The following is a 25,640-nucleotide window of genomic DNA, read 5'->3' on the forward strand; positions in this document are numbered from 1 at the left end:
ATGCCGTTTGCTGCGGCTGTTATCTGTCTGCGCCGTCCCGCCCCTACTATACCATCAGAGCAAATTGGGAATTGCTGAAATTTCTTGTTCCGCGCTCTTATCCCCAAGTTGGGTAAGTTATGGTATAGTTGCCACGACCAAAGGCACACATTCACCAGGACGGTGCGGCATTGAGCAAAGGGCAGGGAACCCCGACTAAACAACGAGTTGAATTTGGCGTTGCCGGTCTGATAATTGCCATGATGTTGGCCGGCGCCGTTGGTTATCTGCTGGCGGATGCCACTGGCTACCGGTTCCGGCAGTATGGCGCGTTTTGGTGGGCAACGGCCGTATTCGTCACCTTCCTTTTGGGGATGCTCTATTATGCCATTTTTGTCCTGCCCATCCCCGGCAGCGAAGGTTGGGCCGAGGGACTGCGCCTGCTGTGGCGCAACTATCTCACCCCACCGCGCCGCCCGGCGGCCAACACGGCCCAGGCCCGCCGCACGGCAAAAACGGCCGTGCCCCCCCATTTGGCCCATCTCCCTCCCAGCTTCGTCACCCTGCGCAGCGGCATTGGTCGCAGCCATCAGGCGTTTGCCCTGGTCAAAGGTTCCAGTTATGCGCGGCCGGCCGGTCCCGGTTTTGTCGTCCTCTACAAAGGCGAATCTGTCTCCCAGGTCATAGACCTGCGCCGCCATACCCGCTCCCAGCGCGTGAAGGCCAATACCCGCGACGGCATTCCGGTGGAACTAGACGTATTTGTCCTCTTCCGCATCTGGCAGCAAGAGCCAGACCTGAGTCCAGATAATCTCGTTTATCCCTATGATTCAGATGCACTTTTTCAGGTGAGTTATGCCAGCAGCGTGGACCCCACCGATACGCTGCGCCGCTGGTCGAGCCAGGTTGTCCCCCGCGCCGCCGCCATGTTGGTCATGGAAATTGCCCAATACGCACTGGATGAATTTTACCAGGTAGACGCCAATGGCTTTGGCCCCCTGAACGAAATCCGGCAGCGCGTGCAGCGCAACCTGGAACAAAACGACGGGCTGGCCGGGATAGAGATTTTGAATGTGGGGACCAGCAAACTGATCTTGCCGCCAGAGGTGGCCGGGCAGCGCATCAAACAATGGCAGGTCCGCTGGCAGCGCGACATTTCGATCAAGCGGGCGGCCGGCGACGCTGAAGTGGAACGCCGTCTCAAACAGGCGCGGGCGCGGGCGCAGATTGAAATCATAGACAACATTACCCAAAGCATCCTCTCCATGCGGCGCAGCGACGACGTAAACCTGACCGAAGTGATTACCCTGCGTATGATCGAAGCGTTTGAAGAGGCGGTGGCCGATGTGTCTACCCAGGCCCTTATTCCCCAGCCGGTGTTAACCAGCATTGTGGACAGCTCGCGGGAAATGCTCACCTGGATGGAAGCGCAAGAGGAGTCGCCATGAGACGCCGCCAGACGGCCCCGGCTCCTTATAATTCGCTGCCGGTCTCGCGCGCCGCGTTTCTGGCTATTTTGGTCGTTGCTATGCTGCTTTATTGGGTGGCCGCCCATTATCTGGAACGGCTGGACCTGACGGCGTCGTTGAACACGCGCTGGCAAACCTGGCTGCCTGGTTTGCCGCCTTTGCCGATGCCTTTTGTGGTGCTGGCTGAATTTTTCCATCCGCGGGTGCTGCGTCATTTTATCCCGGTGTTCACCGGTTGGGTGTTGGCGTACCTGGCGGCGGCCAGCCTGCTGCGGGTGTTGTATGATTTGCCAGACAGCGCCACAGCGCGGCGCTTTTTAAGCCGCCTGGTGGGCGAAGCGGCGCAGGAGCCGGCCGTGGCTGTGTCTGCTAATACGTTGGCAAAACTGCGCCAGAGTTCGGAGCTGCTGCGGGTGGGTGGGCCGGGCCTGGTGCAAATTCCGGCCGGGGAAGTGGGGGTGACTGAGGTGAACGGCCGTTTCCATCGTCTTATCCCCTCCGGCAAACAGAAAATCGGCCGTTTTGAATACATCCATGCCCTTCTGGATTTACGCACCCAGGAACGGCATCTTAGCGAAACGCCGCTTGTTACCCGCGATGGCATAGACATGACTGCCGACGTAATCCTCGTCTTTCGCATTGACACTGGTGGCCTTCTGCCCACCCGTGAAAATCCTTTCCCCTACAACCCGGAAGCCGTCCGTCTGGCCGCCTATGCCGAGATCAACCGCGACGTCGAACACAGCTTCACCTGGCAAGATGCGCCGGGCAACATGGCGCGCGGCCTCCTGGCCGGCATCGTCGCCAAATATCCGTTGGATGAACTGCTTCATCCCCAGGGGCGGCGCGAACCATACCTGACGTTAAGCCAGGAATTGGAGCGCCTGCTGCGCATAGCACTGGAGGACATCGGCGTTGATCTGCTCAGCGCCCACATTGGCCGCCTGGAAGCGCCACCAGAAGCTCACCAGCAATACTTTGAGCGCTGGAAAGCCGACCTGGAAACAGACGCCCAACTCATGCTGGCCGATGGGCAGGCCAACGCTTTGTCGGAGACAGAAATCGCCCGCGCCGAGGCGGAACTGCTAATGATTCAGGCCATCCTGGAAGGGCTGGATAATGCCCGACGCGCCGGCGGCGTGGGCACGATGCGGGAAGTGGTGGCCCTGCGCATGATCGAAGCGTTGGAAAAAATGGCGCGCCAATCGCAGCAGTTTCAGGCGCTGCCGGCCAGCCTGATGCCGCAGTTGGTGGACTGGCAGCGGCAGCTGCGCACCGGGCGTTTGCCTGAGCAGCGCCAAGAGGGCCAACAAGCGCCATGACATCCCACTCCCCGGCCATAACGCTCCCCTCCGCCGATGATCTGGAGACGCTGCTGGAGATGTTGTATCCCGACCCACCGCTGGTGGATATTTTGACGCTGAAAGAATTTAAGTATCGCTTTCGTTTTAGCGGATTGGGGGTGGGGGCGGTGGCGGCGCTGGAGCAGTCGCAGCGCGTTTCCCGCGCTATTGGCGATTATGATCAGATGGGGTTGAGCGAATTTTATAATGGCCTGATCTATCTGTACGCCGGGCAGTTTTTGGGCGCGCTGCCCTATTTTGCCGAGGCGCGCCGTTATTGGGATTTTGCCAATCGGGCGGCGGCCGTTTGTCTGGCTTATTTTGCCCAGGCTGTGGCGCAGCAGGGCGCGTATCATTTTGAGCTGGCGCTGACTTATTATGGCAAGACGGAAAAACGCCTGGCGCAGTTTCCGGTGGATGATGTGACCAGCCAGCATGGGCCGTTTTGGCGCGCCCTGCGGGCGCAGTTGGCCGCCGGGCGTCAGGCGGTGCTGCGGCAAATGCGAGGGGATGTCCATGAGGAAACAACTGGCGACGCGCCGGCCGCATCGGCCCCGCCCTCGGTCCAACCCCAGACCGATGGCGAAGCGCCCACGCCGGTTATCGCGCCGTCGCTGGAGATACGGCCGTCTGCCCCACCGCCCACTCCCCCAACCACTGTCCGGGCCACGGCCGGCTTGCCCATCATCAAATTGTCGCCGGAAACGGCCGTTCACCGGGAACCAGGCAGCGCGCCATCCCCCGCCGCCCCTGTGCCTATCCCCGACCACCAAAACCTGAACGATCACCTCATTTGGATGAAACCCGACCCGGCCGATTGGCCGCAGGTGCAGACCCTTTTTCCCGATATTTCCGCCGAAACGCGCATCCTGGTAGACCGGCGCTTCGACAATTATCCCATTCGCCCCGGCGACCTGGTGATTGTGGATGATGCGGCCGGCGCGGGCATTGTGCCGGTGCAGCCAGAGCAGCCGCCCATGGCCACGCGCTACCCCTCGCCCATCTTCCTGGGCAAAATTGAGCATCCGCCACCGCCAAACCAGATTGCGCGGGCGCAGGGGGCCGATCATGGCAAAGGCAGCGTCAAATTGTCGCCAGATCAGGAGCGCCCATTGTACGCTGACGATATTATTGGTATTGTTATCGGCATTTGGGTGGGACTAAAAGGGCCGCAGTGGGTTTCAAGGGAGAAATAATATGGGCGAACACATTTTGGTCATCGGGGCGACGTTGTTGGATACCAAAGGCAAACCGCTGGCCGGGTTGCAGCCGGGCACGTCTAATCCGGCCGACGTGCGCATTACGCGCGGCGGCACGGCGCGTAACGTGGCGGAAAACCTGGGGCGGTTGGGCGCAGATGTGATTCTGATTTCGGCCGTTGGTCGGGATGTGATTGGCGACCAACTGCTGGCGCAGACGGCCGATGCCGGGGTGGATGTGAGCCATGTCTTGCAGGAGGCAGACTACCACACGGGCGCCTATCTGGCTGTATTGGAAGACGATGGCTCGCTCTCTGTGGCCCTGGATGACGTGAGCGTGATGCAAACCATCACCCCTGGCTACCTGCATCGTTTGCGGCGGTTGTTTCGCGACGCCTCGTTGATTATGATGGATGGCAGCCTGACGCCGGACGCGATGAACACAGTGGACCGGTTGGCGGCGCAGTATGGCGTGCCGCTGTGCGCGGACCCGTCGTCGGCGCGGCTGGCGTATAAGTTACGGCCGTTTCTCTCCCATCTGCACCTTGTTGTCCCCAACCAGATGGAAGCGGCCGAATTGCTGCAAATTGATGTAACCGGGCACGATTCAGACACCAGCCTCGACCTGGCCCGTATGTTGGTTCAGGCTGGGGTGCGAACGGCCGTGCTTACCCTGGCGAACTACGGCCTCAGCTACGCCACGTCCGACGAGGTGGGCTATCTGCCGGCCAGCTATGCCCACATCGTAGACAACACCGGAACCGGCGATGCTGTTACCGCGGCCATCATGTTTGGCATGTTAAACGACCTGCCGACCATCGAAGCCATTCGCCTGGGAGCCGCCGCCGCCAGCCTGACCGTGCAAACCAACGACACTGTCGTGCGCGATCTGAGCCTGGACATGTTGTACGACCATTTGATTGTTTAAGGGGGAGTGGTTGGTTGGTTGTTTAGTATGTTAGCCAATTAGCCAACAAACTGCCAAACCAATCACCAGGGAGAACACATACGCAAACATGCTGCTAAACAACAACTTACTGGGCGTCATTGTCTGCTCACTCTACATTTTTAGCATCATTGGTCTGGCAGAACTGCTGCGCTGGTGGCGCGGTTACAGCAGCGGCTTTACGCGCAAAATCATCCACATCGGGGTGGGTATGATGACCTGGGTGCTGGTGTACCTGTTCACCTCGCCCTGGCCGTTTATTGGCATGTGCCTGGTATTCGCCTTTCTGCTGTACCTGGATTACAAGTATGAATTGGTCCCGGCCATGGCCAGTACGGACAAATCGAACAAAGGCACCATTTATTTCCCGCTGGCGGCGGCCGCGGGCGTGTTGGCGTTTTGGCAGCAGCCCCCCTTGATGGTGGCGGCGCTGATGCCGCTGACCTGGGGCGATGGGTTGGCGCCGGTGGTGGGCAAGGCTTACGGCCGTCGCGCTTATTTTGTCGCTTCCCACATGCGTACCGTAGAAGGCTCGGCCGGCTTTTTTGTCTTTGGGCTGCTGTTTACCTGGCTGGCCCTCTGGGTGATGCCGGGACCGCCCGCCATCACCGCGGCGGTGGCCTTTTTGCCCGCCCTGGTCATCACCTTTTGTACCACGCTCATTGAAGCGGTATCCATCAAAGGTATTGATAACCTGACGATCACCGCCGCTGCCATTTTTCTCCTCTACTTCTGGCCCTTTTTATGATTATTGTCCCCTTTAACCAGATTCAGGCTGTGCTGTTTGATCTGGATGGCACGTTGATTGAGACCGATGACCTGGCGGTAGCCCAGGTGGAGCGCTGGTTACGGCCGTTATTCGCCCACCGCGCCCCCCACATCGCCCGCTGGCTGATGATGAAAGCGGAAACACCCGGCAACGCCCTCATCACCCTGCTGGATTGGCTGCACCTGGACCTGCCCCTGATGGGCTTTACCGACCGGCTGCGGCGGCGGCGCGGCGTCTACCCCGCGCCAGAATTTGTGCTGATTGATGGGGTGGACGAGATGCTGCTGGCGCTGGCGCAGCGCTATCCGTTGGCCCTGGTAACAACCCGCAGCCGTTACCACATAGACCAGTTCTTGCTGCGTTTCCCCCAATTGGCAGACGTCTTCACCACCACCTGTGGCTTGCAAGACACCCGCCGCCTGAAGCCCCATCCAGAGCCTGTTTACCTGGCGGCTGCCCGGCTGGGCGTGCCGGTGACCAACTGCCTGATGGTGGGAGATACAACGGCCGATGTATTGGCGGCGCGGCGCGCCGGGGCGTGGAGTGCGGCTGTCTTATGTGGTTTTGGTGAACGGGGCGAACTGTCTCGCGCTGGCGCACACGTCATCTTCCCCTCCACCGCTGACGCGACTCCCTGGTTAATGAAGCTTTAGCCCAAATCCTTCGACAAGCTCAGGACCAATCGTCAATCGTGAATCGTCAATCCCCCCATCCCTCGGAGCCAATCAGCGGCACAAAGGCCACTGAACCCTTGCGCTCTTCCTGAAACACGGCCGTATCCACCCGCGTCACCCGAATAAGCTGCTGCTGCCGCCGGTCTGCCCCCACCGGCATCACCAGCCGCCCGCCGATGGCAAGCTGCTGCTTCAATGAGTCGGGCACAGCCGGACCCCCGGCAGCCACGACGATGGCTTCAAACGGCGCCTGCTCTGGGTAGCCCTGCGAGCCATCGCCATGAATGACATGGACGTTGTCGTAACCCAAATGGGCCAGCCGTTTTCGGGCGTAGGCCACCAGTTCGGCGTGGCGTTCGATGGTGTAGACCACACGGGCCAGGCGGCTGAGTACGGCCGCGGCGTAGCCAGAACCGGCCCCCACTTCCAACACCACATCGCCTGGCTCCAGGCGCAGCAGGCAGATCATGTAAGCGACAACATAAGGCTGTGAGATGGTTTGCTTGTGAGGTAACGGCAGGGGGCCATCTTGATAGGCGTGGAGATGGTAATTTTTGGGCACAAACAACTCGCGGGGGACGGTGTTCATGGCTTGCAGTACGGCCGTATCCCCAATTCCCCGCTGCCGAAGCTGTTCCTCGACCATCGCCGCCCGCTCGGCGGCAAAAATTTGTTCTGTCACTGCTTCCTGCTAGGCGTGGGTTTCCAAACGCGCGGCAAGCTCTTTAAGTTTGCCCCACTCTTTGCGTAAAACGTAGATCATCGCCAGCGACATCAGCCATTGCAGTTCGCAATCGGGGCGGGCAGCCAATTCCTCGTAAACCAACAGCGCCTTGTCATCTGTGCGGCGCTGTTTGACATATTCATTCGCCAGTTCCACCAGGTAAATATCCCGCTGACGGCGCATGGTGGCCGATTGGTCAGCGCGGCTGCGGTTGGCAAGAATGCCCCGGCTGATCCGGCCCACCGTTTCGATCAGTTGGTCAGAGGTAAACGGCTTGGTCAGGTAGCCGCGCGCGCCGACGGCCATGGCCTCCAACAACGTTTCCGGGTCGCGTTCGGCCGAAATGACAATACAGGCCATTTCCGGCCGTTCGGCCAGCATCACCTCGATGGCCCGCAGGCCGTTCATGTGCGGCATGTTGACGTCCATAAGGGCCATGTCTGGTTTGTGTTGGCGGGCTAATTCCACGGCTTCACGGCCGTTTTTGGCAATCGCCACAATCTCAACGTTAGGGATCAGCGTCAACATCAGGCGCGTGCTGCGACGGGTTTCGGTGACATCATCGGCGACCAAAACACGTAATCGCTGCGGTTGATGAGACGATAGGGTCTGGTCCGACATCTTTGGCAATCCTCAAACAGCGGCCTGGTACTGGCAAGCCACTGTGCTAATTCCAGGCTGGTTATTGTTGTAGTGGGTATTCGTATTATACACAATGGCGAAGGGGTAGGGAAGCAAACAAATCCGCGGCTCCAGTCCCCGGCATTTTTTAGGATATGCCGGGGACCTGTGTAAGATTCAGAAACGGTTACTCGTTTTCAAACTTGAAGGACAGGGCAACCCGCGCCCGATATTCAACCACCTGACCTTCCTCCAGCCGCATGTCCAGTTTCACCACCTCGGCAACGCGCAGATCACGCAGGCTTTGATTGGCCCGGTCCACCACGCTTTTGGCGGCCTCTTCCCAGGAATTGGGGCTGGTTCCTACCAACTCGATAATCTTGTACACACTCATTGCAAAAAACCTCCTTCAATTGGCGGCGCATGGCTGGCATGTAAATGGCGGTGAGCAACTCTGGTAAATAAAGTGGAAAACTGTTATCAGGCTATCAGGAAATAGCGGCGTTGTCTAGTAGCAGTGTTCGATACCTGGTCCACTCCCCGTTCTGCTCAGTCTAATTTGTGTTATAGTTTATACGGTGCAAGCGCACAGGAAAAGACATCCACATGACTACCCCCGCCGAACCGACTACCCTGGAAAAGATGCGCGGCCTGCGCTGGAGCATCTTTGGGGATTCTGCTAACTCCATTTTTGTCCAATTCACCTATTTTGGCTCTGTCTTCATCCTCTTCTTAGACGCGCTGGGTTTGGGCAAAGGGGAAATTGGCGTGCTGCTCTCCTTCTTCCCTTTTGCCGGACTCATCGCCCTTGTTGTTGCGCCGGCCGTCGCCCGCTTTGGCTACAAACGCACCTTCCTCACCTTTTGGTCGCTGCGTACTGTCATCACCGCTTTTTTGCTGTTGACGCCTGGCGTGTTAGCAACCTTCGGTGAAGCAGTCACCGTCGTCTATGTCGGTCTGATTGTGGCCGGGTTTGCCCTCTGCCGCGCCATCGGCGAGACAGGCAAATATCCCTGGACGCAGGAATATGTGCCCAACCATGTGCGCGGCAAATTCTCCGCTTTGGATAACCTGTTTACCACCATTGTGGGCATTTTGGCGGTGGTTACGGCCGGGTTGGTCATAGAACGTTCGGCCGATCTGACCGGCTTCATGCTGCTGATGGGCGCCGGCGTGCTGGCCGCTTTCCTGTCTGTGTGGGCTTATTCCTTCATCCCCGGCGGCGCGCCGATCCGCGGCGCCGGGCAGCAAAGCCACCGCGACCTGCGCGATGCCATCACCGATCGCAGCTTTCGCAACTATCTGCTGGCAATTGCTCTGATGACCCTGGCAACCACGCCGATGACTTCGTTTTTGCCCCTGTTTATGCGCGAACAGGTGGGGCTGACCGATGGACAGGTGATTCTGCTGCAAAACGGCACGCTGCTGGGTACACTGGTTTCGGTATACGCCTGGGGCTGGGCGGCCGACCGCTACGGCAGCACGCCGGTGATGTTGTCTGGGGTGCTGATGCGCGTCTTTTTGCCGGTTTTCTGGCTGCTCATGCCCCATAACAGCCCGTTTAGTCTGCATATTGCTCTGGCGATTGCCGTTTTTCAGGGCGTCGCCAATATGGGCTGGGCCATAGGCTCGGCGCGGCTGCTGTTTGTCAGCATTGTGCCCCCGGCTAAAAAAAGCGACTACATGGCGCTGTATTATGCCTGGGTGGGCGTGGTCGGCGGCCTGAGCCAGCTTATTGGCGGTTGGCTGTTGGACTTTTCTCAGGACGTATCAGGCCAATTTCTTATCGTTGATCTGAACCCGTACACATTGTTGTTTGTCCTGGGCCTGACTTTGCCGCTGGCAAGCCTGTTGTTTTTCCGGGGGGTGCAGGCCGACAGCACGGTGAGTATGGGCACGTTTGCCGGTTTTTTGCTGCGCGGTAATCCGTTTATGGCTGTTGAGTCTATGATCCGCTACCACATGGCGAAGGATGAAGAGGCGACGGTGCGTATGACGGAGCGGTTGGGGCAGGCGAAAAGCCTGCTCACCACGGAGGAGCTGCTGGAGTCGCTGGCTGATCCTCGTTTCTACGTGCGTTTTGAGGCGATTGTGGCGATTGGTCGTACCCGGCCAGACGAACAGCTCGTTGCGGCACTGACGGCCGTGCTGCGCAGCGCCGATCCGGCATTGGCAGTGATGGCCGCCTGGGCCTTAGGCCGAATGCACGATGAGCGGGCGCGGGAACCGCTGCTGCTGGCGCTGGATTCTGACTATCGTTCGATTCGCGCCCACAGCGCCCGCTCGTTGGGCACGCTGGGCGACGCTTCGGTGATCCCGATGTTGCTGGCGCGTCTGGCGGCAGAGCATGACCATGGGCTGCGTATCGCTTATGCGTCGGCGCTGGGGCAGCTGCAGGCGGCCGAGGCGGCGCCGCTGCTGACGCGGCTGCTGTATCAGGAGACGGATGAGATGCTGCGCCGGGAGTTGGCTCTGGCTTTGGCCCGGCTGATGGGCGAGGAGTATCATTTTGTCCAGTTGGCGCGGCAGGTGAAAGTGGAACCGGGCACTCTGTTGTCGCAGACGGTGACGGTGTTGGCGAGGAGGTGGGAGGGGGAGGGGAATACGGCCGTTACTCCCCACACCACCTATCTTACCGACTGCGCGCTGGCCCTCAGCCTGGGCGATCTGGCACAAGGCTTTGCCCTGCTGGGCCGTTTCCTGGCCGATTTGGCGGCCAGGGGGTTGGCCGAACCACAACAAACCATTTTGGCCGAATGCGCCGCCCGTCTGGCTGAGTTTGGCGACACCCGGCCAGAATACGCGCTGCTGGCGCTGCACGTTTTAACCTATTCGACTGTGCCATAGTTGCCCAGATTCATGCCTTGAAATTGAAAACCGTCCACGCCTGCTTTCGTTTATAATGTGATCATCTCGTTTGGTTGTTTTGTCTGTTGGTCTTATGCGGAGGTGGGGTCATGACGTTCAGAAACGATGAAACAATAGATTGTGCGCGTTGTGGACGGCCGTTCTTCTACAGCTACGAGAGACAGCGCGCGGCAAGTTACAAACGGCGCAGTCCGCCCAGATATTGCCGTGAGTGTTGGGCTGTCATCAGCAATGAGCGGCGCTCCAGTCAAGCCGACCATCCCACGCCGCCCATACCAGATTGGCCGCCGCCGCTTGCGCCAGCCGTCCAGTCAGAGCGCCAACCAGAACGGCCGTTGCCAGAAGTACGGCCGTCTGCCCCCAAACCCTCGCTGATCAAATTCGATCTGGCCCTGATTGTTCTGGCGCTTCTGGCTTGCGTGGTAGCCTGGTCCCTTCTGCAATTGTTGATGGGTTGAGGGTGCAGCGGGTGCGGAGTTTCTCCAGAGAAGTTCCGCGCCCGCTGCGTTTGCCATAAATGTCTCTATGCTTCGTTGATGTTGTCCCGTTCCTTCACGCCAAAGCGCGCTGGCGGCAGCACCAGGAAGACCAGATTCAGCAAGATGCCGATCAGCGCGGCGAACACAATGGCCGGGATGCCGTTGGGGAACAGCACCGGCACGTTGAACGGGAAGATGCCATTCGGCAGCGCCAGGTTGCCGCCAATGCCGGTGATAAGGATGATGGCCCCCACCGCTAACTGGCGCGGCTCGAACAGATTTACCTTTTCCGATTGGATGAGGGCCACGCCCTGCATCCCAATGACGCCGAAGAGGTAGATGGACAGGCCGCCGGTAACGGCCGTTGGCAATGTATTCACCACCGCCGCCAGCTTGCCCACAAAACCCAGCACAATGGCAATGCCGGCCGCCACCATCAGCACCGGCACCGAATAATTGCGCGTAATCGCCATCAGGCTGTTGTTCTCGCCGTAATTGGTCCCGGCGCAGCCGCCCAACATGCCCACCACCAGGTCGTCGCAGCCGTCGGCCACCAGATTCAGGCCGATGAGGTTCTTAATTTTCAGCGGCGCGCGTCCCAGTTCCTTTGCCAGTTGGTCAATGTATAGGCTCATCTGGTACAGGTGGGCCGTGCTTTCCGGGATGGTGGCGATGGCGATGAGGGCGATGCTAACCACCGCGCCCCAGGCGCGTGGGTCTGTGAAGGCGGGCAGGGTGATGGCCGGTACGCGCAGCCAGGGGGCCGCGCCCACGGCCGTAAAGTCCACCAACCCCAACGCCGTCGCCACCACGTAGCCAGCCACCGCGCCCAACAAAATCGGCAGCATTCCCAGCAGGCCGCGCCCCTGCAAATAGACCGAAAACAACACGGTGGCAATCAGGGTGATGAAGGCCACGCCCCAATGCGCCTCGGCCATGTTCAGCGCCGCGCCGGCCAGGGCGATGCCAATCACAATCGCCACGCTGCCGGTGATGACCGGCGGCAGCACTTTGTCCAGCGCCGCCTTGCCCACACGCATAATCAGCAGACCGATGAGAATTTCCAAAACGGCCGTGCCCAAAATCCCCACCTGCACCAACTGCACCCCTTCCGGACAGTATACTGTGGCCGGGTCGTTAAAACATTCTGGCACAAACTGGCTCATCACCGTAATCACCACCGTGATATAGCTAAAGCTGGAGCCATAATACATGGGGATGCGCCGCCGCGTCACCAGCAGGGCGACGATTGTGCCCAACCCACCGGCCAACAGTGTCACGCCTACGTCGAACTTGGTCAAAATCGCCACCAACACCGTCGCCGGGAACATCGTCAGCACCTGCTGAAAACCCAGGCTCAACATCGAGCCAATGGGCGGCGTGTCGCCTGGCATGTAGCCAAACACCTCTTTTTTCTTCGTCAAACTTGCCATGATCCTCTCCTTGTGAATTGTGAATAGTGAGTTGTGAGTTGTGAAGGGGTTGGCTGGCGGACCGCAGACATAAAAAAAGGACTTTTCGTCCATGACGAAAAGTCCTTGATTGTTGGGTTACGGCCGTTTCCGGCTCTTTAAGCATAAAAAACGGGCAATTCACTGCCCGCGTACTGCTTTCGTATTCGCCGCGGCCCGCTTTTGACCGCCCCAGGTTCTCAGTGTTGTTACTCACTGAGATGCTATTATATGGGTGGCCCAACGATTCACCAACAAGCAAATGTGCCCAAATTTTTGCCCGTTGGTTTGGGCGAGCAGCGCTCGTCAATCGTCAATCGCCGCTCTCTTGCAAAAACGCGGCTACCGCTGCGGCCGATTCCAGTTGCAGCGCTTTCTCTGCCAGCCGTTTGGCGTCGAATTCGGTGCTGCGGCGGACGGCCGCTTTGACGACCGGGATAGCCGGGGCGCTCATGGACAGTTCGTCCAGACCCAGGCCGATCAACAGCGGCGTCGCCTGGGCGTTGCCGGCCAGCTCACCGCACATACCCACCCAAATGTTGGCCGCGTGGCCGGCGTCCACCGTCAGCTTAATCATGCGCAGCACGGCCGGTTGCAGCGCCTGGGCCAGCCCGGCCACACGGGCATTCCCCCGGTCGGCGGCCATCACATACTGCGTCAGGTCGTTGGTTCCGATGGAGAAAAAGTCGGCTTCTTTTGCCAGTTGGTCGGCAATAGCCACAGCCGAGGGCACCTCGATCATAATGCCCACCTGGATGTTTTTGTCGAAGGGGGCTTTTTCTGCTTTTAGTTCGGCCTTTACTTCGGCCACCAGCGCTTTGGCGGCCTGCAATTCCGACAATGCGCCGACCATCGGGAACATAATTCTAATCTTGTGCCGGTAACTGGCGCGTAAGATGGCGCGGAGTTGGGGTTTAAAGACGGCCGTCTGATCCAAACAAAACCGTATGCCCCGCCAGCCCAGGAACGGGTTCTCTTCCTTGCCCTGGTCTATGTAGGGTAGGGGTTTGTCGCCGCCTACGTCCAGGGTGCGAATGATAACCGGTTTGTCGCCCAGCGCCGCCGCCGCCTGTGTGTAGGCCACAAACTGCTCCTCTTCCGTTGGCGCTTCTGTCCGCCCCATGAAGAGAAACTCCGTGCGGAACAAGCCCACGCCTTCCGCGCCATACTCCAGGGCGATGGCCGCGTCGTTGGGGCCGCCGATGTTGGCCGCCACCTCAATATACTTTTTGTCTTTGGTGACGGCGCGTTGTTGGGCGCTGCTTTTCACTTGTCGCTGCGCCGTCAGCCAGTCGAATCGCTGTCTGGCTAATTCAGTTAGCTGCTTGTCGTCCGGTTCAACCCACAGACGGCCGTGCTGCCCATCCAGGGCCACCGTCTGGCCGTCGGACAACGTTTCCAACTGCGCGCCGATGCCCACAATAGCCGGAATGCCCAAAGCGCGGGCCAAAATCGCGCTGTGGGCCGTCGCGCCGCCCAGTTCAGTGCAAATGCCCAGAACTTGCTTGGGGTCTAGCATGGCCGTATCACTTGGCGTCAGGTCGGCGGCGATGAGGATGGACGGTCGTTTAAAATTCAATGACGGCCGTTCAAATGCCATCAACTGCCCCAATACGCGCTGCCCAACGTCTTCCACGTCGGTGGCCCGCGCCTGCATATACGCATCTTCCAGCGCCCGGTAACGGCCGGCCGTCTCGCTGATCGTTTGCTGCCAGGCAGCTTCGGCGTTGATTTTTTGCCGATTAATGCGCGTCTGGGCGGCGTCTAGCACGTCCGGGTCATCCAAGAAGAGCAGATGGGCTTCAAAAATGGCCGCTTCACCAGCCCCCACCTGAACGACGGCTTGTTTATGAAGCTGCTGGATTTCTTGACGGGCGGTCTGCACGGCCGTTGTTAACCGCGCCCATTCGGTGATGGCATCCTCGATTTTTCGCGTGGTCACTTCTGGCAGGCGCGGGCGGTATTGCACCACCGGCCCAATGGCGATGCCCGGTGAAGCGGGAATGCCCACCCATTCGCCGGCGGTGGCCACCGGCGCCAGAACGGGTGTGGCCGGCGGGGCGGTTTCCGCGCCAGTATCGCCAAAATTGTCATCGGCCAGGGACTGAATGGCGGCCAGGGCAGCCGCGGCATCTGGCCCGGCTGCGGCGACGACAATCGTATCTCCCTGGCGCGCGCCGAGAGTTGCCACCTGATTGAAGCTTTTGGCGTTGGCGGTTTGTTGACCACGCCGGATTTGCAGGTTGGCCTGGAAGCGGTTGGCAGTGGCGACGAAGCGGGCGGCCGGGCGGGCGTGCAGCCCCAACTTATTGGGCACAACCAGGGTGATGGTTTGGGCGTCGTCGTCGGGTAACGTGGATACGGCCGTTGTCACCGGCGCATCTAAATGGCTCAACTGCTGCTGCTTCACGGTCAGCGCGTCTTGCGCCTCTTGCATCACCTGGCTGGCGGACGCGCCAATGGAAGCCTGCACGGCGGCGGCCAGGGCGCCCTCCACCAGGGGGGCCGGGGAGAGATAAATATGCGGCTGTTGGTCTGGTGAGAGGAGTTCGACGGCCGTTTCCGTACTCAACAACGCGCTGCCCAAATCCATCAAAACGACCACCCCATCCTCAGAATAAACCGACTCGATGGCCGCCATCACTTTGATGGGGTCTGTGCCGATGGGGTGGGCGGGGTCGTCAATGCCCCCGGCAGTGGCAATTGCCACCTGCCCCTGCACCATTTGCAGGGCCAGTTCGCGGACGCCCGCGGCCAAAGCAGCGCTGTGTGATACGATGACTATGCTAACCATGAAGCCTCAATTTGATTAGTTGGCAAGCTGGCGGCACGACGGACAATCAATCACTTCGTGGACGGCCGTTTCCAGCTCTGGTGTTAAATATTCCGGTGGCCCTGCTTTGAAGCCGGTATCGCCGCACCAACAAGCATACCAACCCATAGGCGCTGTGCCAAACAAGATGCGCGGCAGTTGCAGGTTGATGATCTCGATGTCCATGCCCCATCGGGCATTGGTGATCAGCCGTTGGCAGCCGGCCGCGTGCAGCCTGTTGGCGTAGAGCAAAAAATGTTGGCAATGACGCATCAGCAGAACGGCCGTCGTCACGCCGTTTGGTACTCTCTCGAGCAGCGCATCCACCTGCCACGCCGTCAGGTTGCCCGGCAAATGGCGTCCGGCTCGCTGCAAAACGTCCGCCTGAATCTCCCAGGCAATCACCTGCCGGGCAATATTCGCCATTCGGCGCGCCAGACGCAAATCGCCCGCGCCAATCTCCAGCACCACATCGTCGGGCCGGATCGCCTTGAGTACCTCGCTGTATGTCGGCTCATCATAAGTCGCCCAAAGGCGTTCCCATTCGCGGGCCGTGGCCGGAGTCATGCGCTGTCTATCGCCTCACCAATTTGTTAAAACCAAACGCCAACAAGAAGATAACCCACAGGGCTGCGGCCGAACCCAGGCCCCATAACAGCGAGCGTCCTAATCCTTCTGTGGGGTAAAGCTGCCAGGCCATAAACACCGCAAACCCCAGACTCAACAGCGCCATCAGGATTAAACCACTGCGCTGCTGAATCCACGGCTCGCTCATCGCCTGGCGGATTTCAGCGTCCATCTTTTCGTCGGCCTGACGTTGTTGCTCTCTTTGTTTGCGCTTCGACTTATTCGCCATAAAAATCCTTTGCTGCTGCTATGGCACAATCAGGAGACCGGCCACAGTATGTAAGTTAAGTAATTCGGCATGGTTCATTTAAGCAAAATGTACTCTACGACTTCAACAAGAAGGCGTGTCATGCTGAGGTCCTCCGAAGCATCCCGTTCCTCTGGTGGAAAGGGGATGCTTCGCTCCGAAGACTCCGCTCAGCATGACAATGTAACGTAAATTTGTAAAGACAATGTTCCGCTCGATGAACCATACCATTCATTCTTGTTCTCTAGCCGCTCACCAACTCCCGCTTTTCCAGGTCATACAACCCATAAGCCGCCGCCAAAAATTCAATAGGATGGCGCGAGGGTAAATCCGTACCATGTTCTAACTGCCAGCGACAGGTTTCTGAATCGCAAGCGGTCATCGCCACGTCGTCGCCCTGTTCAGCGACAAAATCGAACAATTCCGCGCCCACGTCCATGGCAATCTGGTACTTTTCTTTCTTGTAGCCGTATGTCCCGGCAATGCCACAGCAGCGGGCATGGCTTTCGCGCAAATCAAGGCCGGGAATCAGGGCCATCACATCCATCGCCGGTTTGCCCACGCGGTGCGCCCGGTATTGGCAGGGCGCATGGTAGGGCAGCACCATGTTGATCTCGTGGAAATCGGTCTTCAATTCGCCCCGGTCATGGAGTTCGCGCAGCCACTCGAAGATGTCCCAGGTGGCCTGGGTGATGGCTTTGGCGTTGGGGCCATCCATGTCCAACAGTTCTGGCGCTTCTTCTTTGAGCGTCAGCGTGCAGCTTGTGCTGGTCCCAACGATGTCTAACCCGGCCTGGGCGTAGACCAGCAGCTTGTTGATGTTGTTTTGGTGGTATTCAGCGGCGGCGTCGAATTCGCCGTTGCTCAGCATGGGGAGACCGCAGCAGTTTTGCGGTGGGACCAATACCTGGTAGCCGTTGTGTTCAAACACGGCCACGGCCGCTTTGCCGATGTACGGTTCGTAATACATGGTGGCGCAGCCGTGGTAATAGACCACTTTTTTGTCTGACTTCAGGCGGATGGATTGGGTCTTTTTAATCCAATCGCCGAACGTGCCTTCGGTGGACCAGTGGGGTAGTGGGGCTTCGCGGGCGATGCCCATCACTTTTTCGGCCAGGATGCGGCTGAGGGGGTTGTGCATGCCGAAGTTTGCCAGCGCGGGGGCGATGGAGCCTAGTTTGCCCAACGTTTCGTTGCGTCCGAGCAGCCGGTTGCGCAGTGGGATGCCCTCTTCGGCCATGATTTGGGCGCGGGCGCGGGCGTTTAGCTCGGCGATTTTAACGCCGGTGGGGCAGACTTCGTTGCACACCCGGCAGCCGGAGCAGTAATCCACCGAATGGTCGGGAGTTTGCGGCTGGCCGATTTCGCGGAAGCGCTGCGCCTGTGGCCCGGCGTATTTGGGGCCGGGGAATAGGTCGGTAACGGCCGATACCGGGCAGTAACTGGTGCAGATGTTGCACTTGATACATTCGTCTAAGGAAGGTCCTACGGAATGCCATGATTGTGTGTGCATAGTCGTCTCTCTCAGCCGCACAACGCCTGGGCGGCCGCCACGCCGGTGGCCACGGCCGTGCCCTCGGTGCTGCGTTCTTGAATCGCGTCGCTGTGGGCCAATTGCCGGCCGCCCAAAGGTTGGCGTAAAGTGGCTGCCCATTGGCGGCTGCCGGCTGGAAATTCTGGTTGACGGCGACGCCGCCTTTGAACACCGGGTGGCCCTGCGGACTCAGGAAGCTGGCCTCGAACCAATCGGCCCGATTCTGGGGGATGGTGAGCGGCAGGTTGAAGATGGTTTCCCAGACACGACCGTTCACATCACTATTAAACCCGCCGCCTAAAATGCCGCCGGTTGCCAGCAGGTACTTGTCGGCGCGCAGTTTGAGCGGGCGGGAACTGGTGGCGCTTTCTACCCAACGCACCGCGCCGGGCACGCCGTTGGGGGCGGCCACAGCCGCCGCCATCATCTCCTGGCCGATGGTGATGCGCACGCCCAGGTTTTGCAAGTGGCGGCGCAGCGCTTGGAACAGGCGCACGCCAGGCACGCTGGGCGGCAGGGTGGGAATTTCAAAAACGGCCGTGTTGGTTTCCCGTTCCAATTCGGCCAGCAGCGTCATGTGGGCTTCCATGCCCAAAATTGCCGGCAGGCCAATGCGTTCGCCGGGGCGGACCAATCTACGCAGGGCAGCGCCCAGCAGGGCGCGCTGCTCTTTATTGTCCAGCCCCTGGGCCAACTGCACGGTGTTGCTGTCGCGCCGGTTGGTGATGAGCTTCAGCGGCAGGAAGGCGGCGCGCGCCGGGCAGCCGAGTTTGCTCAGATTTTCGGCGATGAGTTCCGGGTAAAAATCGCGCAGCCCCTCGAAACCGACGATCAGCATTGGCTCGGTGCGGCTTAAATCGCCGGCCAGTTGGGCCATGGGCGCCAGGTAGGTGGGCCGAACCGCGCCGGCCGGCGAGGGCAGCAGCAGGTTGTCGCCGGGATTGGTCGCGCCGCCGTAGGGCACGCCAATATCCTTGCTAAGGGCGACGAAGGTTGCCAGCGTTTCGGCCAGGTGTTTGTCGCTAAGGTGGGCGTAGGGATGGCGGGGATTGGCCTGAATGAGGGTGGGGAGCTGTTCTAACGGCCGTTTTACCGGCGCATCTGGTTGGGCGGCTGTATAGCCCAGAACATCAATGGTGCCTGCGCTCCAGTGCATGGAGCCTAAGCCTTTGGCGGCGATATTCACGGTAAGCCCGGCTTTGACGGCCGTGTACGCGGCCATCAACCCACTCAATCCTGCGCCAATGATGAGCAAATCAGACATCGGCCACCTCCTCGGCTGTCGGCGTCGTGTCGAAATGGTAAAAATCGGTGACGGGGCTGGACAGTTCTTTGTCCGGCAGGTGGTCGGCGTTCATCAGGCTCATGTAGATCAATTCATCCAGCCGTTCTTGTTTGAGTTGGCGGCCCCATAAAATAGGCGTCACCCCTTTCCAGCGTTCTTGCAAGAAGTCGCGCAGCAGCAGGTTGGGGTTGAAGGAATCGGCGGTGTTGGCGGCATTGCCGTTGGCGGCACGGCCGTCCGCGGCATTGCCGTTGGCGGCACGGCCGTCCGCGTCACTGACCAGGTTGTGGCCGGGCGACTGCAAATAAGCGACTTCCCAGGTGGCGGCGCCGGCCTCGTCGCTCATGTTCACTTCCCAACTGCCCGCTTTTTTCATCTCGTGCAGAATGCCCACGGCGCGGTAGGTGCAGAATCCACCCTGGCATGGCCCTTTGCCCAGGCGCACGTCGCGCCGCAAATCGTCCAGGGTCAGCAGCGGATTGCGTTGGGCGGCGTTTTCGATCATCGTCCGCGTCGCCAATTCGCATTCGCAGACCAGTTCGCCTTGCAGGTGCTTTTCTTCGATTTCGTGCAGGCGGTGGCCCAACCAGTAATGGCCTTGCTCAACGCCAGGGACGGGGGTGGCGGCGGTGGTACACGGCCGTTCCGTGCCCAAATGGCGGCAAATATCATCCACCGTCGCTTCGGCCATCAGGCGGAAGGTGGTCCATTTGCCGCCGGTAATGGTGAGAAAGCCGCCAACGCCTTCGCGCTCTTTGTGGTCTAGCAGGGCCAGTTTGCGCGTCACATCGCGCCCTTTGCCGCTTACGTAGGTATCCTGGAATAACGGCCGTACCCCGGCCCAGGCTCGCAGCACCCGCGCCTGGGCAAAACCAGGGACCATTTTGTCCCCTTCCTCCAACATCTTGTGTACTTCCCACGGTTCAATGCGCAGCGGTTCCGGCTCCGGCACATTGATCGAAGTGGTGCCGATCACGCAAACGGTATGGCTGGGAACGATAATATCGCCATCCGACGGATTTTTGCAACGGTTGACCACCGTATTCACCAGCCGGTGGTTCATGGCGACCATCGTCCCTTTGCTGGGCATAATAGAAATCGCAATACCAGCCATTGCCGCCAGCTTGCCCGTCCAGGCGCCGGCGGCATTGACAGTGATGTCGGCGTGGATTTCCGTCTCTTCACCGGTAACAACATTATGGACAATCGCCCCGGCAACCCGCCGGTCACTGTCGCCGCCAGCCATGATCAGATTGGTTACTTCGTGGTACGTCAGAATTTGCGCCCCGGCGTTGCGCGCTGCCTGCGCGGTGGCATGGGCCGCCAGAAAGCTGTCCGATGAGCCGTCTGGCACTTCAAAAACGCGGCTGATGCGCGGATTCAGCAGCGGTTCGCGCTGCAGAGCCTCAGCGACGGAGATTTCGGTGCAAGGAATGCCGACAGCATCGCAGCCGGCTTTGAATGTATCGGGGTATTCGCCCTCGTCTTCGGGCAGAACGACAAAAAACCCACTGGTGTCTTCAATACAGTGGGCATGGGTGACACGTAGAATCTGGTTTTCAGCAATGCACTCGGCCGCCCCATGTGGGTCTTTCACGGCATAACGGCCGCCGCTGTGCAGCAAGCCATGATACCGCCCCGATGTGCCATGGGTCAGGTCGCGGCGTTCTACCAAAATGACTTTAAAGCCACGCAGCGCCGCATCCCAGGCCACGCCTGTGCCGGTGGCCCCACCGCCAATGACCAGAACTTCAGTTTGTAAACGGTTCATCTTGGGTCTCCCCAAAAAGAAATTGTGAATTGTGAATGGGGAATTGTGAATGGTGAATGAATCCGGCCAGCGCCGAATCCATCCACCCTCTTTACTTCACAATTCTTACTTCACAATTCACAATTCAAAATTATTCTACCCAGTCGAAGGTACGGGTAACGGCCTTCTTCCATTGGGCGTACAGCGTGGTGCTGGCGTTGCTGCCTTCGGTCGGTTCCCAGGTCTTGGCGATACCCCAGTTGGCGCGCATTTCGTCGGTGCTTTGCCAGAAGCCAACGGCGTAACCGGCGGCGTAGGCAGCGCCCAGGGCTGTCGTCTCGGCCACTTTCGGGCGCACGACGGGCACGTCCAACACGTCGGATTGGAACTGCATGAGGGTGTCGTTGTAGACCATACCGCCGTCAACTTTGAGGGCTGTTAACGGCACACCGGAATCGGCGTTCATGGCATCCAATACTTCGCGGGTCTGGTAAGCGGTGGCTTCCAGGGCGGCGCGGGCGATGTGGCCCTTCTTCACGTAGCGGGTGAGGCCGACGATGGCCCCACGCGCATCGGAGCGCCAGTAGGGGGCAAAAAGGCCAGAGAAGGCGGGCACGAAGTAGACGCCGCCGTTGTCTTCGACGCTTTTGGCGTAATCTTCGATGTGGGGGGAGTAATCGAAGAAGTTCAGGTTGTCGCGCAGCCATTGAACCAGGGCGCCGGTGATGGCGATGGAGCCTTCCAGGGCATACACGGCCGGTTCGTCACCGAATTTGTAGCACAGGGTTGTCAGCAAACCGCTCTTGGAGGGGACGATCTTGGTTCCGGTGTTCAGGATCATGAAGCAGCCGGTTCCGTAGGTGTTCTTGGCTTCGCCGGGGCTGAAGCAGGCTTGCCCGACAGTGGCGGCTTGTTGGTCGCCCAGGTCGCCGGCCACCGGGATACGGCCGCCGAAGGGGCCATCGTCGCTGGTGTAGCCGTAGACTAAGGAGGAGGACTTGACGGCCGGCAGCATGGACATGGGAATGGTCATCTCTTTGGCGATGCTTTCGGACCAATTCAGAGTTTCCAGGTTCATGAGCATGGTACGGCTGGCGTTGGTCACGTCGGTGACGTGGGCGCCACCCTTGGGACCGCCGGTGAGGTTCCAGATGACCCAGGTGTCAATGTTGCCGAAGACGGCGTCGCCACGTTCGGCGGCGGCGCGGACGCCTTCGACATTGTCCAGGATCCATTTCACTTTGGGGCCGGAGAAGTAGGTGGCCAGGGGGAGGCCGACCTTTTCGCGGAACCGATTTTGGCCGATGCCACCTTCAAGTTCTTTGATGATTTTGTCGGTACGGGTGTCTTGCCAGACGATGGCATTGTAATAGGGCTTGCCGGTGTTTTTGTCCCAGACAACGGTGGTTTCGCGTTGGTTGGTAACGCCTACGGCGGCGATGTCGGCGGCGGTGAGGCCGGCGTTTTTCATGGCGCCTTTAACAACGTCTTGGGTGCGCGCCCAAATTTCCAGCGGATCATGCTCTACCCAACCTGGTTTGGGGTAGATTTGTTCGTGTTCCATCTGGTGAATGCCTACTGGCTCGCCGGCGTGGTTGAAGATCATGCAACGGGTGCTGGTAGTGCCCTGGTCAATAGCGGCTACAAATTTTTCTGCCATTTTTTTGCTCCTTCAGATCAAAAATAGTGGGTAGGACGACGAACGCAATGGTTCGTTGTTCGTCGTCTTCCTGATGAATATCAACTTTCTAAAACATCCAATAATGCTTTGAGCATTAGATACGATGAAGTTGCGCCGGGGTCCTGGTGGCCTCGGCTGCGTTCGCCCAGGTAGCTGGCCCGGCCTTTGCGCGCGATGAGGGGGATGGTCCCTTTCATGCCTTGTTCGGCGGCGTCTGTGGCCGCTTTGAGGGTAGTGTGGGTGTCGTGGCCCGCATCGAGGGCGGCTTGCATAGCGTCCAGGGCTGGGGACCAGGCGTCGAACATGGTTTTATCTTCAAGTTGAGCGCGTCCGCGTTGGACAATGCCTTCGACGCCGGTTTTGAGCATTTTAAAGAGGTCTTCGTCGTTAAGCTCTTCTTTGGAGGCCAGGGCCATGCCGCTGCGCATGAAAAAGGTTCCGTAAAGGGGGCCGCTGGCGCCGCCAACGCTGGAGATGAGGGTCATGCCGGTGGTCTTGAGGATATTGCCAATGTCTTTGTCGGCGACGGTGGGCAATTTTTCGATGACCTTGTCAAAACCACGTGTCATGTTGATCCCGTGATCGGCGTCACCGATGGCGGCGTCCAATTGGGTGAGGTATTCTTTGTTGTCGCGCATGACAACGGCCGTTGCCTCTAACCAGCGGACAATCTGATCTCTGGTGACCATAATGCCGTCCTTTGATAGTTGATAGTTAATAGTTGTTAGTTGTTAGTTGATAGGTCACTATCAACTGTCCACTATCCACTACCAACTGCTCCTAAGCGCCCCAGCGCAGACCGGGAGTTACGACTGGCGCATCCCAGAATTTGAGGATTTCCTCGTCGGCTTTCAGCAGGGTGATGGAACAGCCTTGCATTTCCAACGAGGTGATGTAAGGGCCAATCAGGTTGCGGACGATGGTGAGACCTTTGGCTTCGCAGATTTGCGCCAGTTTGCGATAGATGGCATACAGTTCCGAGACCGGCGTGCCGCCCATGCTGTTGACGAAGGCAATGATTTGATCACCGGCTTGCAGCGGCGGGTCGGTCAGTTGTACGTCTACCCAATCGCCGGCGTCGTTGTCCCATTCACGAACGGTTCGGCTGTAGGGGCCGTCGTCAATGATCGCCAGGGCCATCATTTCGGTGATTTCATCGGCGGTTGTCATGGGCAGGCGTTCGCGGCCTGGTTCGCCATGAATGCCAATGCCGATTTCAAATTCGTTGTCGCCAAGTTCAAAAGTGGGTTTGCCAGCCGCAGGAACGGTGCAAGAAGTAAGAGCCATGCCCAGGGAACGGCCGTTCTGATTCACTTTACGGGCCAGATCCGCACATTGATCCAGGGTATACCCGGCTTCGGCGGCCGCGCCGACGATCTTTTCTACCAACACGGTTGTGCCCACACCACGGCGGCCGGCCGTATATAGGCTGTCTTTCACAGCGGCGTCATCGTCAATGAGAATGCTCTGCACTTTCATGCCGTCGGCATAGGCCATTTCTGCGGCCGATTCAAAATTCAACACGTCACCGGTGTAGTTCTTCACCAGAAACAACACACCCGCGCCCCCGTCTACGGCTTTGGCGGCTTCATACATCTGGTCCGGTGTTGGCGATGTAAAGACCTCGCCCGGACAGGCCGCGTCCAGCATACCCTTGCCTACGAACCCACCGTGCATGGGTTCGTGGCCGCTGCCGCCACCGGAAATGAGGGCAACTTTACCCTGGACCGGCGCGTCGGCGCGTACAACATACTTGGGTTCAAAGTACACCTTCAGCATGTCTGGATGGGCGACTGCCATGCCTTCGAGTTGTTCTTTCACCACATCATCAATGGCATTGATCAATTTTTTCATGGGACTCTCCTTACTTCTTGGCCGGGTTTGCTGCGGCCGTTTTTGCGCCGCAGCAAACCCGTTTTTGTGAAACGTCTAAAGTTATTTCTTTTCCGGTAAGAAAGGCGTCACGAATGCGTCGTAGGCGAAGACCCCAATGGCGCCGGAGATGGCCGGAACCAATACCGGTACAATTAACCAGTAGAGGCCATCAAAGAGGCCTTTTGTGCCGACGAGAGCGCCGAAAATACGGGGGCCGAGGTCACGGGCAGGGTTGATGGAGTAACCACTGGGACCACCCAGAGACAAACCAACTGCCAGGACGGTGAAGCCAACCAGGAAAGGCCCCATGTTGTTCTTCAGGCCCAGGTTGCGTTCGTCGCCGCTGGCTAACACACCCCACAACAGCATCATTGTGCCAAAGAATTCGGCGATGCCGGCCGTGAGCATGCTGTAGCTGCCGGTGCTGGTCATCGGTGTGGCGGAAAAAGCGGAACCAAAAACGGAGCCGGGGCCGGTGGACCAGACGTTGGGCATACCGGCGGCAACCAGACCATCGCGGTAGACCAGGTAAACGCCCAGAGCGCCCAGGAACGCGCCAATGAACTGCGCCACAATGTAGGGTCCCACTTTGGCCCAAGGGAAACCGCGCTTGGCAGCCAGAGCAATCGTTACAGCCGGGTTAAGATGCGCACCGCTGACGCCGCCAGAAATATAGACGGCGACGACAACCGCGAAAGCCCAGCCCACGGTGATGGTATTCCAGTTATAAGCGGGAGCGGCCAAACGAGGGGCCAACCCCACGTTGGCGACAACACCATCGCCCAATAAAATCAGAACAAAGGTGCCGAATATTTCGCCAACCAGTTCGCCTGTTAAACCATTCTTTTTCATCTTGATTCTCCTTAAGGTACTAGAATAAGGTACTTGATTTGTGTCAACCTGTCTTCAAACCCCCGATAATCAAAAAATGGGCGCCACACGCCAGGCAAATGAAGTCGCAAGATTTGCCGCCTGATTATCAGGTTGGAGTTACTTTGGTGGGAAATAGTTGTGTCGCTTCACCTCCTTGTTGCAATACAAAAACATCACCCACAAGAATCTTATATGAGTGCCTTTGATGGATGGATGATGTGATGCTCTCGTTTGCTGCCTCTTCCCGTTTGATGAGTGCAACAGGTTCAGCCAATGGCTACAAAGACAGCGCTGGCAGGCTGAACCAACCTGAAAGGATGCGTTGACGGGGTTTGTGTTTCATGCAAAGGCCACACTTTTAAGTCGCCTGATTTGGATGATTTGCATAACACACTGTCGGTAATCATACAGCAAGTGCGATAGAGATCAACAAC

21 protein-coding genes are annotated in these 25,640 nt (G+C 58.9%); 8 read left to right on the forward strand and 13 right to left on the reverse strand.

All coding sequences use genetic code 11. From position 1 onward, the window contains the following. Window positions 1-239: 239 nt before the first annotated feature. From IPM39_14210 to IPM39_14235, 6 genes are all read left to right on the forward strand, one after another. On the forward strand, window positions 240-1,427 hold the full coding sequence (locus IPM39_14210; protein ID MBK8987210.1) for a hypothetical protein: 1,188 nt from the start codon (window positions 240-242) through the stop codon (window positions 1,425-1,427). After that, window positions 1,424-2,770: an SPFH domain-containing protein gene (locus IPM39_14215; protein MBK8987211.1), complete on the forward strand. Its 1,347-nt coding sequence runs from the start codon at window positions 1,424-1,426 to the stop codon at window positions 2,768-2,770. Before IPM39_14210 ends, IPM39_14215 begins: the two co-directional genes overlap by 4 nt. Then, entirely contained in the window at window positions 2,767-3,987 is a 1,221-nt protein-coding gene (locus IPM39_14220; GenBank protein ID MBK8987212.1) for a hypothetical protein, read from the forward strand. The genes IPM39_14215 and IPM39_14220 overlap by 4 nt, the downstream gene beginning before the upstream one ends. A gap of 1 nt (window position 3,988) precedes the next feature. Next, window positions 3,989-4,918: a carbohydrate kinase family protein gene (locus tag IPM39_14225; protein ID MBK8987213.1), complete on the forward strand. Its 930-nt coding sequence runs from the start codon at window positions 3,989-3,991 to the stop codon at window positions 4,916-4,918. Window positions 4,919-5,006: 88 nt separating this feature from the next. Then, window positions 5,007-5,684: a hypothetical protein gene (locus IPM39_14230; GenBank protein ID MBK8987214.1), complete on the forward strand. Its 678-nt coding sequence runs from the start codon at window positions 5,007-5,009 to the stop codon at window positions 5,682-5,684. Then, window positions 5,681-6,358, forward strand: a complete 678-nt coding sequence (locus IPM39_14235) for an HAD family hydrolase (protein ID MBK8987215.1) — start codon at window positions 5,681-5,683, stop codon at window positions 6,356-6,358. Before IPM39_14230 ends, IPM39_14235 begins: the two co-directional genes overlap by 4 nt. A gap of 46 nt (window positions 6,359-6,404) precedes the next feature. Here IPM39_14235 and IPM39_14240 read toward each other — a convergent pair whose 3' ends face one another. From IPM39_14240 to IPM39_14250, 3 genes are all read right to left on the reverse strand, one after another. Beyond that, a complete protein-coding gene (locus IPM39_14240) occupies window positions 6,405-7,025 on the reverse strand; it encodes a protein-L-isoaspartate(D-aspartate) O-methyltransferase (protein MBK8987216.1) in 621 nt (206 codons plus the stop codon). 45 nt (window positions 7,026-7,070) lie between these two features. Next, window positions 7,071-7,724, reverse strand: coding sequence for a response regulator transcription factor (locus IPM39_14245; protein ID MBK8987217.1), 654 nt, complete (start codon window positions 7,722-7,724; stop codon window positions 7,071-7,073). A 187-nt stretch (window positions 7,725-7,911) separates the two neighbouring features. After that, window positions 7,912-8,118, reverse strand: coding sequence for a dodecin domain-containing protein (locus IPM39_14250; GenBank protein MBK8987218.1), 207 nt, complete (start codon window positions 8,116-8,118; stop codon window positions 7,912-7,914). Between the two features lie 212 nt (window positions 8,119-8,330). Between IPM39_14250 and IPM39_14255 the strand changes: the two genes are divergently transcribed. Both IPM39_14255 and IPM39_14260 read left to right on the forward strand, forming a co-directional pair. Further along, window positions 8,331-10,571, forward strand: a complete 2,241-nt coding sequence (locus IPM39_14255; protein MBK8987219.1) for an MFS transporter — start codon at window positions 8,331-8,333, stop codon at window positions 10,569-10,571. A 110-nt stretch (window positions 10,572-10,681) separates the two neighbouring features. Then, window positions 10,682-11,050, forward strand: a complete 369-nt coding sequence (locus IPM39_14260; GenBank protein ID MBK8987220.1) for a hypothetical protein — start codon at window positions 10,682-10,684, stop codon at window positions 11,048-11,050. A gap of 65 nt (window positions 11,051-11,115) precedes the next feature. Here IPM39_14260 and IPM39_14265 read toward each other — a convergent pair whose 3' ends face one another. The 10 genes from IPM39_14265 to IPM39_14310 all read right to left on the reverse strand — a co-directional run bounded on the left by IPM39_14265 (window position 11,116) and on the right by IPM39_14310 (window position 25,185). After that, window positions 11,116-12,504 carry a xanthine permease gene (locus IPM39_14265; protein MBK8987221.1) on the reverse strand — a complete coding sequence of 463 codons (1,389 nt, stop codon included), beginning with the start codon at window positions 12,502-12,504 and terminating at the stop codon, window positions 11,116-11,118. 331 nt (window positions 12,505-12,835) lie between these two features. Continuing rightward, entirely contained in the window at window positions 12,836-15,316 is a 2,481-nt protein-coding gene (gene ptsP / locus IPM39_14270; GenBank protein ID MBK8987222.1) for a phosphoenolpyruvate--protein phosphotransferase, read from the reverse strand. A 15-nt stretch (window positions 15,317-15,331) separates the two neighbouring features. Next, window positions 15,332-15,901 carry an rRNA adenine methyltransferase gene (locus IPM39_14275; protein MBK8987223.1) on the reverse strand — a complete coding sequence of 190 codons (570 nt, stop codon included), beginning with the start codon at window positions 15,899-15,901 and terminating at the stop codon, window positions 15,332-15,334. A 7-nt stretch (window positions 15,902-15,908) separates the two neighbouring features. Then, complete coding sequence (locus IPM39_14280) at window positions 15,909-16,190, reverse strand: hypothetical protein (protein MBK8987224.1); 282 nt, start codon at window positions 16,188-16,190, stop codon at window positions 15,909-15,911. A 262-nt stretch (window positions 16,191-16,452) separates the two neighbouring features. After that, the gene (locus IPM39_14285; protein MBK8987225.1) at window positions 16,453-17,721 is read right to left on the reverse strand and encodes an anaerobic glycerol-3-phosphate dehydrogenase subunit C; all 1,269 of its coding nucleotides are present in this window, start codon (window positions 17,719-17,721) and stop codon (window positions 16,453-16,455) included. Between the two features lie 1,277 nt (window positions 17,722-18,998). Continuing rightward, on the reverse strand, window positions 18,999-20,798 hold the full coding sequence (glpA, locus tag IPM39_14290) for an anaerobic glycerol-3-phosphate dehydrogenase subunit A (protein MBK8987226.1): 1,800 nt from the start codon (window positions 20,796-20,798) through the stop codon (window positions 18,999-19,001). Between the two features lie 130 nt (window positions 20,799-20,928). Next, window positions 20,929-22,437 carry a glycerol kinase GlpK gene (gene glpK / locus IPM39_14295; protein MBK8987227.1) on the reverse strand — a complete coding sequence of 503 codons (1,509 nt, stop codon included), beginning with the start codon at window positions 22,435-22,437 and terminating at the stop codon, window positions 20,929-20,931. Window positions 22,438-22,517: 80 nt separating this feature from the next. Continuing rightward, window positions 22,518-23,147, reverse strand: a complete 630-nt coding sequence (gene dhaL / locus IPM39_14300) for a dihydroxyacetone kinase ADP-binding subunit DhaL (GenBank protein MBK8987228.1) — start codon at window positions 23,145-23,147, stop codon at window positions 22,518-22,520. Window positions 23,148-23,238: 91 nt separating this feature from the next. Next, entirely contained in the window at window positions 23,239-24,312 is a 1,074-nt protein-coding gene (dhaK, locus tag IPM39_14305; protein MBK8987229.1) for a dihydroxyacetone kinase subunit DhaK, read from the reverse strand. Between the two features lie 81 nt (window positions 24,313-24,393). Further along, the gene (locus IPM39_14310; protein ID MBK8987230.1) at window positions 24,394-25,185 is read right to left on the reverse strand and encodes an MIP family channel protein; all 792 of its coding nucleotides are present in this window, start codon (window positions 25,183-25,185) and stop codon (window positions 24,394-24,396) included. Window positions 25,186-25,640: the final 455 nt, after the last annotated feature.

This window comes from Candidatus Leptovillus gracilis (genome assembly GCA_016716065.1).
In the GTDB taxonomy this organism is placed as follows: Bacteria; Chloroflexota; Anaerolineae; order Promineifilales; family Promineifilaceae; genus Leptovillus; species Leptovillus gracilis.